This is a genomic window from Brevundimonas sp. UBA7534 (genome assembly GCF_002479325.1).
GTDB lineage: Bacteria > Pseudomonadota > Alphaproteobacteria > Caulobacterales > Caulobacteraceae > Brevundimonas.
Map to the genome: position 1 here is coordinate 9,963 of NZ_DLMO01000067.1, position 9,311 is coordinate 19,273.

The 9,311-nt window shown below is 67.7% G+C and carries 5 protein-coding genes; 1 reads left to right on the forward strand and 4 read right to left on the reverse strand.

From position 1 onward, the window contains the following. Positions 1 to 102 precede the first annotated feature (102 nt). The gene (locus B2U11_RS05190; protein ID WP_292070382.1) at positions 103 to 2,250 is read left to right on the forward strand and encodes a response regulator; all 2,148 of its coding nucleotides are present in this window, start codon (positions 103 to 105) and stop codon (positions 2,248 to 2,250) included. A 6-nt stretch (positions 2,251 to 2,256) separates the two neighbouring features. Here B2U11_RS05190 and aguB read toward each other — a convergent pair whose 3' ends face one another. From aguB to B2U11_RS05210, 4 genes are all read right to left on the reverse strand, one after another. Beyond that, positions 2,257 to 3,120, reverse strand: coding sequence for an N-carbamoylputrescine amidase (aguB, locus tag B2U11_RS05195; protein WP_292070383.1), 864 nt, complete (start codon positions 3,118 to 3,120; stop codon positions 2,257 to 2,259). Continuing rightward, positions 3,120 to 4,121 (reverse strand): agmatine deiminase family protein, encoded by a 1,002-nt coding sequence (locus tag B2U11_RS05200; RefSeq protein ID WP_292070384.1) that lies wholly within the window; start codon positions 4,119 to 4,121, stop codon positions 3,120 to 3,122. Before B2U11_RS05200 ends, aguB begins: the two co-directional genes overlap by 1 nt. Positions 4,122 to 4,255: 134 nt before the next feature. Continuing rightward, positions 4,256 to 7,555 (reverse strand): TonB-dependent receptor, encoded by a 3,300-nt coding sequence (locus tag B2U11_RS05205; RefSeq protein WP_292070385.1) that lies wholly within the window; start codon positions 7,553 to 7,555, stop codon positions 4,256 to 4,258. Between the two features lie 158 nt (positions 7,556 to 7,713). After that, positions 7,714 to 8,964: a capsular biosynthesis protein gene (locus B2U11_RS05210; protein WP_292070386.1), complete on the reverse strand. Its 1,251-nt coding sequence runs from the start codon at positions 8,962 to 8,964 to the stop codon at positions 7,714 to 7,716. Positions 8,965 to 9,311 lie beyond the last annotated feature (347 nt).

A 9,311-nucleotide genomic window follows, 5' to 3' on the forward strand; every position in this document is an offset into this window, starting at 1 on the left:
TAGGCGAGGGCCTGAGAACGGCGGGGCCGCTTCGCCGGTTCCGCAAATCTACCTAGTCGCGCCGAAACCGAAATCTTAAGACCTGCACGGCACGGTGGACGCATGAGCCTGGGGAGGGTGAAGTTCGGACGCGGTCGCTGGCGGTTTTTCCGTCATGACGCCGGCCGTGTCGCGGGTCCGCCGCCCCTGACCTATGTGGTGCTTTACGTCGCCGCACAGCTGGTCGGTCACTGGAGCATGCAGACCTTCGGCGCCACCGTGCTGTGGTTGGCCAACGCCGTGCTGCTGGCGGCCGTGCTTCAACTGCATCGACGCCCCGCCCTGCTGGTGGCGGCCGCCTGCGTCGGCATCAATCTCGCGGCCAATGTGCTGCGAGGCGATCCGCCGGCCTTCGTCTGGATCAACACCGGACTGAACCTGATCCAGGTCACTGTCGCCGCCGTTCTGGCGCGACGGTTCTGCGGCGCGGCGCTGGACATGCGCCGCCCCAAACGCCTGCTGCGTTTCATGCTTCTGGCCGTGACGCCGGCCGTGGCGCTCAGCACCCTGCTGGCGGGGTTGGTGGCGATCGGGGCCGGACGACTGCCCACCGGCACGCTTGGTTTCCGGCTGCACCATCTGTTCGACATGGAACTGCTGGCCATGGCCATCGTCGCGCCGTCGCTGCTGCTGCTGGCGCGCACGCATCGGTTCCGCGAGGACGCCCAGGCCCCCGCGACCGAGGTGGCGGGCCTGCTGACCCTGCTGGCGGTCATCTGCCTGTGGGCGTTCGGGCAGACCTCGGCGCCGATCCTGTTCATGGTCTTTCCACCGCTGATCCTGCTGGCCTTCAGGCTGTCGCCTCCCTGGACGGCCGCGGCGGTCATGATGGTCGGCGTGATCGGCGGCGCGGCGACGTTGACGGGTCACGGGCCGGTGATGTTGACCCGGCTGAGCGAGGATACGGACCTGGCCGGCGTGCCGACGATCATGCGGCAGCTGAACGTCTTTCACCTGTTCCTGCTGGCGGTCATGGGCACGGCCCTGCCCATCACCACCCTGTCCAGCGAGCGCCGACGCCTGATCGCACGCCTGCGCAGCCGCACACAGGCGGCGGTGGAGGCGCGGCTGCGCGCCGAACAGGCCGACGCCGCCAAGTCCCGCTTCCTGGCCTTGATGAGCCACGAGATGCGCACGCCGCTGACAGGCGTGACCGGCTACGCCGACCTGCTTTCGCGCCGGCCGTCGCTGGACGCCGAGGGCCGGCGTCAGGTCGAGGCGGTGCGCCAGTGTGGCGAGGCCATGCTGCGTCTGGTCGAGGATCTGCTGGAGGTCTCGCGCGGCGGCGACGAAGTGGTCATGGCCCCGGTCGACGTGCGCGACCTGGTGGAATCCGCCGCCGCCCCCGCCTTCGAATGGGCCGAGATTCGCGGCCTGACGCACCATCTGACGGTCTCGCCGGAGGCCGAAGGCGCCGCCTTGACCGACGCGCGGCGCCTGCGCCAGATCATCCATCACCTGACGCTGAATGCGGCCAAGTTCACCAGCCAGGGCTCGATCAGCGTGAGCGTCGACCGACTGGACGACCGGCTGCGGGTGACGGTGGCCGACACGGGCTGCGGCATGTGCGCCGGCACGCTGGCGGGTCTGTTCCGTCTGTTCGAACAGGCCGACGCCTCCACCAGCCGGGCGCACGAGGGCGCCGGGGTCGGCCTGGTTCTGGCGAAGGGACACATCGACCGCATGGGCGGCACGATCTCGGTCGAGAGCCGGCAGGGCCACGGTTCGGTCTTCACCGTGGAGGTTCCCGCCCCGGCGGCGGCCGCGCCGAACACGGCCGAGGCCGAGGATCTGTCGGAGCGGCGGATGCGGGTGTTGATCGTCGACGACCATCCGGTGAACCGCGACCTGCTGCGGATCATGATGCAGGCCGCCGATTGCGACGTGCTCGAGGCCGCGGACGGGCGCGAGGCGATCGACACCGTGGGCGCCAAGCCCCTGGACCTGGTGCTGATGGACGTGCGGATGCCCGGCATGGACGGGCTGGCGGCGACCCGGGCCATCCGCGCCCTGGACGCGCCCGCGCGCGACATCCCCATTCTGGCCGTGACCGCCGACGCCATGCCTGAGGACGCCGCCCGCTGCCTGGCGGCAGGCATGGACGGGCACCTGCCCAAGCCGGTGACCCAGGCGCGGCTCTATGAGGCCGTCAACGCCGCCTTGGAGCAGGCCGCCGCCCGGCAGGAGACGCAGGACGTGCGCGCCGCCTGACCCGGTTTAGCGCGGTCCCAGCAGCGGGCCGTAAAGGTCGGTGCGCCGGTCGCGGAAGAAGCCCCAGGCCGCCCGGTGGCGATCCAGGAAGTCCAGGTCGAAGCTGTGGACCAGAACGCCCTCCTCGTCCTTGCCCAGGCTCTCGACCAGATCGCCGCGATGGTTGGCGATGAAGCTGTGGCCGTAGAAGGTCTGGCCCGCCTCGGTCACCTGCTCGTGGCCGATGCGATTGGCGCCGACCACCGGCACGACGTTGGACACGGCATGGCCCTGCATGGCGCGCCGCCACGGTTCGGCGGTGTCCAGGCTGTCGTCGTGCGGCTCGGTCCCGATGGCGGTCGGATACATCAGCACCTCGGCGCCCTGCAGCATCATCGCCCGCGCCGTTTCCGGGTACCATTGGTCCCAGCAGATGCCGACGCCGACCCGGCCGAAGCGGGTCTTCCAGACCTTGAAGCCGGTGTCGCCGGGCCGGAAGTAGTATTTTTCCTGATAGCCCGGCCCATCGGGGATGTGGCTCTTGCGATACACGCCCAAGGCCTCGCCGTCGGCGTCCAGCATGACCAGGGAGTTGTAGTACTGCGGCCCGTCACGCTCGAAGATCGAGACGGGAATGGCCACGCCCAGCGCCTTGGCGACCGGCGCCAGTTGGGTGACGCAGGGATGTTCGCGCCATTCGTAGGCATGGGCGAACCAATGCTCCTCCTGGCTGACGCAGAAATAGGGCCCCTGGAACAGTTCGGAAGGCAGGATCACCTGCGCGCCCCTGTCGGCCGCCTGACGGATCAGATCGACGGTCTTGTCGATATTGGCCTGCATGTCCTCGCCATAGGCGGTCTGGAGGCCGGCGACGGTGATGGTGCGGGACATCAGGCGGGCTCCTGCTGGGAGATGCAGTGGAAAGAGCCGCCGCCGGTCAGAATGGCGATCGACGGCAGGGCGATGATCTCGCGGTCCGGATAGACCGTGGCCAGGGCCTCGCACGCCAGGCGCGCGGCGGTCTCGTCGCCGTAGCTCGGCACGATCACGGCGCCGTTGGCGATCAGGAAGTTCATATGGCTGGCGGGAATGGGGCGTTCGTCCTCGTCCAGGACCAGGCCCGGCGAGGGGATGCGCAGCACCTTCAGCGGCCGCCCGTCCGCATCCGTCGCGGCGGCCAGATCGCGCGCCGTGGCGTCATAGACCTCGGCGTTCGGATCCTTTCGACCCCAGGCGACCGGGCAGGCCACCACGCCCGGCGCGACGAAGCGCGCCAGGTTGTCGACATGGCCGTCGGTGTGGTCGTTCAGCAGGCCGTCGCCCAACCAAACCACCTTTCGCGCCCCGACCGCCTCGGCCAACGCCGCCTCGGCCGCCTCTTGGGTCCAGCCCGGATTGCGGTTTGGGTTCAGCAGGCACTGGCGCGTGGTCAGGACCGTGCCCGCGCCGTCATGGTCCAGCGCGCCGCCTTCCAGCACCACGTCGTGACGGGTCAGAGGAACGCCGGAGCGCGCACCGATCTGATCCGCGACCTCATCGTCGTGCGGCAGCTCGTACTTGCCGCCCCAGCCGTTGAAGCGGAAGGCCTGGGCCGTCGTCGAGCCCGCGCCGAAGATCGGGCCGGTGTCGCGCAGCCAGATATCGCCGGACCGGCCGGCGACCACCTCGACGCCCGTGACGCCGTCGAAGCGCGCGCGGGCGTCGGCCAGCGCCTCGTCGCTTCCGACCATCAGCCTAACCTGCTCCCGGCCCGGCCCGGCCAGGGCGCGCGCCAGGGCCTCGACCTCGGCCTGGGCCGGTTCGAGATTGTCTTCCCACAGGTCGCCGTGGCTGGGCCAGCCGACCCACAGGGCGCGGTGCGGGGACCATTCGGCGGGGATGGGCGCGGTCATGCGGGCGTCCTCATGAGGGTCGAAACGCGGAGCCGCGCCATATGGCCCCAACCGCCCCCGACTTCAACGGCCCCAAAGAGAAAGGGCGGCCCGTCGCCGGACCGCCCCTTCCCAACCTATAGTGTTCGTTCGCCTTAGAACGAGTAGCGGACGCCGACCTTGATCTGCCAGACCGAGTTCGTGCTGAACGTGGACGGCGAGCGCTCGGTGAAGCCGGTGTACGTGTAGTACTGGTCGCCGGTGCGGGTCGCCGAGACGTTGTTCGACGTGTACGGGAAGCCGATCTGCTGGATGGCGCCCCACTCGTCGTTGATCAGGTTGCCCAGGTTCTCGATGTCCATGTAGCCGATCAGCTTGGCGCCGCCGGGGAAGAAGGCCGGCAGTTCTTGCTCGATGTGCATGTCCACGGTCGTGACGTAGGGCGACTTGAAGGCGTTGCGCGGCGAAATCTCGCCCGCATAGTCGATCAGACCGGTGCGGTGCAGGAAGTCGTTGAACGCCGACACGTTGAAGCTAGAGCCGTAACGGACCAGCGGGTCGCTGGTGGCCGTGACGTTGCCCGACGAGTCGACCTGCGGCACGTACAGCAGCTGGCGCTGGGTGGTCACGTATTCGCCGTACAGCGTCGCCGGGCTGGTGCCGAAGGTGTAGCTGAAGGGCAGACCCGAACGACGCTGCGCGTACAGGCCGATGCGGGTCCGGTAATCGCCGAAGAAGGCGCGCGAATACTTCAGGCTCAGCTTCAGGGCGTGCTCGATCTCGTAGTTCGAGTCCGCCAGGGCCGGATCGTTGGGATTCGACAGCGCGGCGTTGCCGAAGTTCGAGCTCGCCGTCGACGAGGTGCCCGGCGAGCGGTCCTTGGCGTCCAGATAGGTGTAGGAGAAGTCAAAGCCGAAGCCGTTCAGCCAGCCGTCGTACCAGTCCTTGCCGACCGCGAAGGCGAACTGGTCGGTCTCGCCGCCTTTCAGGTTAGTCAGCATCAGCACCTGCTGGCCGCGACGGGTCGGGTTGGGGCCATAGACCGGACGACCGTCCGGCGCGACGCCGGTCTGAGTCTCGTTCATGCTCAGGTCGATCCAGCCGATGGCGTCCTGCAGTTCGGAGTGCACGTACTCGGCCGTCACGTTCCAGCCGTCGCCCAGACGATAGGGGCTCAGGTCAAACGCCTTGTTGACGCCGATAGACGCCTTCCAGATCGACGGCGTCTTGAAGGCCGGATCGATCAGGTTGATGTTGCCGGTGCCCAATTCGGCGCTCTCGGTCACCTCGGCCTGGGCGACCGGGTTGACGGCGAGGCCGTTGACGTTCTGCAAGGCCGCCTGCTGGGCCGCATCACAGACGCTGAAGCTGCCGGCGAACTGCGACTGGTAGTTCGACGCGATCTTGCACTGGAAGCTGCCGATCAGGTTGCCCGGGTTCGAATAGCTGTTCGAGATCCAGACGTTGGGCGAACCGCCCTGGAAACGGCCGAAACCGCCGTACACGGTCATGTCCCACGGCGCGCGCCAGTTGAAGGCGATGCGCGGCTGCAGGATGCCGATGCCGTCCAGGTTCTTGTCGTTGCCAAAGCCGAAGCGATCGACGAAGTCCTCGTTCAGCAGCGGCTTGTCGTCCGACGTGTAGAGGTCGTAGCGCAGGCCGGCGGTGATGGTCAGTTCCGGGATCGGCTTCCACTCGTCCTGGATATACAGGCTGTTCAGCGCATAGCTGAACGAGGCGGCGGCGTCGTACTTGTTGTTCGAGGCGGCGTTGGAATAGCCGATCGAGGAGGCCTGACGCGCCTCGAAATCGGCGATCGAGGCGAACTCGTACTCGCCGTTCGCGACCTGGACGAACAGGTTGAAAATGTCCTGCTCTTCGCGCTCGAAGCCCGCCGTGAAGCGGTGGCCGTAGCCCGTGTCGTAGTTGGCGACGGCGCGGTACAGGGTGGTGTCGACCGTCAGGGCGTTGGCGTGGCGCGACCGTTCCGGACCGAAGCGGATCGAGCGGCGGACGCCGGTGTTCGCGCCAATCGGGGCGTCCAGATACACCTGCATGGCGGCGAAGTCGTTGCCGCCCAGACCTTGCGAGACGTTCTCCAGGGTCTTGTAGGACACCGACAGTTCGGTCGACAGCTTGTCCGTCCAGTCCGAGAACAGCTGGCCCTTGTAGACCTTCAGGTCCGAGGTGATGTTGTAGGCCGACGACAGCAGGCCGACGCTGGTGTAGCTGCCGCTGGTGACGGTGTTGTTCAGACGCAGGTCGCTGCCTTCGGTCTGCTGATACGAGAAGACCGCGCGGTGCTGGTCGTTGATGTTCCAGTCCAGCTTGGCGAAGTACTTTTCGTCCTGGACTTCCAGGGCGTCTGCGCGCCAGTCCAGGGCGTCGTAGCCATAGACGCGCTGGGCGATTTCGCGGACCTGGTCGATCTGGGCCTGGGTGATGCCCGCGACCTCGTTGACCGCGCCGGAACCTTCGGGGCCCGAAAGGACCGGCTGGGTCGATTCGAACTTCTCGTAGTTCAACAGGAAGAACAGGCGGTCCTGTAGGATCGGGCCGCTGAGGGTCGCGCCCCAGCTCTTTTCCTCGAACTCGCCGTTCAGGGTGCGGTTCTGGCGTTCGCCGGTGACGAAGTCCTTGTAGCTGAAGCTGTCGCCGCGCAGACCGTCGTCGGTCTTTTCCCAGAAGACTTCGCCGTGGAAGTCGTTTCCGCCCGACTTGGTCACCATGTTGACCACGCCGCCGGTGAAGGTGCCGTACTGCACGCCGTAGGGCGCCACGTCGACGCTGACCGCCTGCAGGACCGAACGCGAGATCGGCGTGTTGATCGAGGGATAGCCGTTGCCGTTCAGGCCGAAGTCGTCGCTCTGGCGGACGCCGTCGATCAGGATGGCGTTGTAGCGGGTGTTCTGGCCGCCGATCGACAGGGCGTCGTTGTTGCTCGGGTCGGTGGTGGCGAACGGCGTGGTGCGGACGATATCCTTGATGTCGCGGCCGATCGACGGCAGCGTTTCGATGTCGGCCAGGTTCAGGTTGCTGCGGGGCGAGGTGCGCAGGCCGCCGGCGCGCGCGCCGGTGACGACGATGTCGCCCAGGTCGGCGGCGTTGGCTTGGGCGCCTTCGACGACCAGCTCGACCGAGACGGGGGTGCCGATGCCGATCGACGGCACCTGGGCCGCGGCGTCGCCCGCCGGCGAGGTCGAGGTGACGACGTAGGGGCCGCCGACGCGCAGGCTGCGCACCGAGAACTGGCCGTTGGCGTCCGTCATGGTGGTCGAGGTGGTGCCCGACGGGGCGTGGACGACCGTGACGGTCGCGCCGGCGATCGGGGCGCCCGAGGCGTCATAAACCCCGCCGGCCACGCCGCCCGTGGTTTCCTGAGCGAAGGCGGCCGTCGAAGCCGACATCATGATGGCCACGGCGGAGGCGCCGTAGGCCAGGTTGCGGAAGGTCATGTTGAGCTATCCCCAGCTGATAAGGACCGAGCGGTCGTCGCGGCGCGGAAGACACGCCGGAATGCGGCCCCCTCTAAGGGGCGTCTCGGAACGCTAGGCGACAGTTATATGACAGCGGTATGACAGCGCCCGAGGGTGACGCTGGCGCCACACCCGCTTCAGTCGGCGGCCTTTTCGAACACGGCGGCGACGCCGGAAGCCGTGGCCTTCATCGCGCGCGGCTCATGGTAGTTGCCGTTCACCTGGGTCTGGGCGATCACATGGGCCCGAAAGCGCGCGAACAGCGCCGGGTCAGGAGCCTGAGGGTCTGTCCAGAAGCTGTCGATCTCACCCTGATGGGTCAGGCCATCGAAATCGAAGAAGGCGTCGCCCAAAACCTTAACCGGCGTCTGGAAACCCAGGGCCGACAGGGCGGCGCTGGAGTTGTTGACAACCATGCCGCGCGACGCCCGGCACAGGCGCGCCAGATTGCCGCCGTCGATGAAGTCGACCCGGTCCTGCACGCCACGTTCGACCGCCAGGCGGCGGGTGATCCGCTCCAGGTCGACAAGGCCGGGGTCAAGCGGGTGATTCTTGACCAGCAGCCGACAGTCGGCAGGCGCTGACGCCGCGAAGCTGCGCACCACGGCGGCAAGGAAGGCGGTGTTGTCGGCGTAGCGCGAATATCGCAGCAGTTGCGCGTCGCCCTCGCGCTGAAGGCAGGCCAGGAAGAACGGTCCCCGCGCCGCCGTCTGGTCGATGGCGTCGTCGGCCGAACCGCGCACCATCAGTCCGAAGTAGCGTCGCACGTGGCCGACGCACTGGCGCCACGGCGAGGCGGTGTAGTGATTGGCGTGACGGGGGAAGGCGAAGGCGCCGACACCCTGGGCGATGTGATACAGGCTGATGTTGGCCACGTGGTGGGGCAATATCCGACCCACCGGTCGCACTTCCGGCACTTCCGGACTCGGCGCCGGATAGCCTTCCCGAAAGCGCGGCAGGCCGCTGGAGGCGTTGACGCCGTTCCGTTCGACCGTCACCCAATCCGGGCGGAAATAGCCGTTCTCCAGCACCCACACACGGGCTGACAAAGCCTCGCCCAGCGCCAGGACCGCCCGGTTGTAGGGCCCGCCCTCGCCGAACAGGACCACGTCGGTGTAGTCGGCCAGCACGGCCGCCGCACGCGCGCGCCACGCCTCCGCCGAGGCCTTGAACGCCACGCCGCCGGACCGGCGCCAGTTGAGCGCATCCCCGGCGTTGAAAATCATGCGACGCACCTCGGCGCCGCGCGCCTCCAGAACAGCGCCCAAGGCCATGCCGAATCCGCCGAAGGGGGCGCTGACGATCAGGAACCGGCGACCGCGAAGACCGACGCCCGGCGCCTTGGGGAACGGCAACGGGCGGGAAGGCGCCGTCGCCGCCTCGGCCATCCGAGCGACGCCGTTACGGTATCCAGCCAGGTTACGGACATCGGCGGTTCCCCGCAGCCGGTATCGCCGACGCCGGCGACCGGACAGGGCTCTCGACGTTCGCAGATCAACCATGCCTGAATACGGACCCCGGTGAAACGATCGAGAGACGGCCTGAAAGGCAGCCGACGCACCGGCGCCGGCCTTTCCGCCATCCGACCCTTTTGGCTCTTGAGAGGATCGGGATCAACCTGAAAATGTGAAAACTCTTTGTTTTCAACACTGTTTGGCCAATATACGTGAAGGCGCACCGCCTCGGAACAGAGACGGTGCGCCTTCGCTTGTATCGACGACTTCCTTGTCCGCTG

Excerpts from the sequence above, each read along its gene's own strand:
- B2U11_RS05210 (WP_292070386.1), bottom strand. The coding sequence starts at position 8,964 with ATGGCCGAGGCGGCGACGGCGCCTTCCCGCCCGTTGCCGTTCCCCAAG.
- B2U11_RS05190 (WP_292070382.1), top strand. The coding sequence starts at position 103 with ATGAGCCTGGGGAGGGTGAAGTTCGGACGCGGTCGCTGGCGGTTTTTC.
- B2U11_RS05205 (WP_292070385.1), bottom strand. The coding sequence starts at position 7,555 with ATGACCTTCCGCAACCTGGCCTACGGCGCCTCCGCCGTGGCCATCATG.
- B2U11_RS05200 (WP_292070384.1), bottom strand. The coding sequence starts at position 4,121 with ATGACCGCGCCCATCCCCGCCGAATGGTCCCCGCACCGCGCCCTGTGG.
- aguB (WP_292070383.1), bottom strand. The coding sequence starts at position 3,120 with ATGTCCCGCACCATCACCGTCGCCGGCCTCCAGACCGCCTATGGCGAG.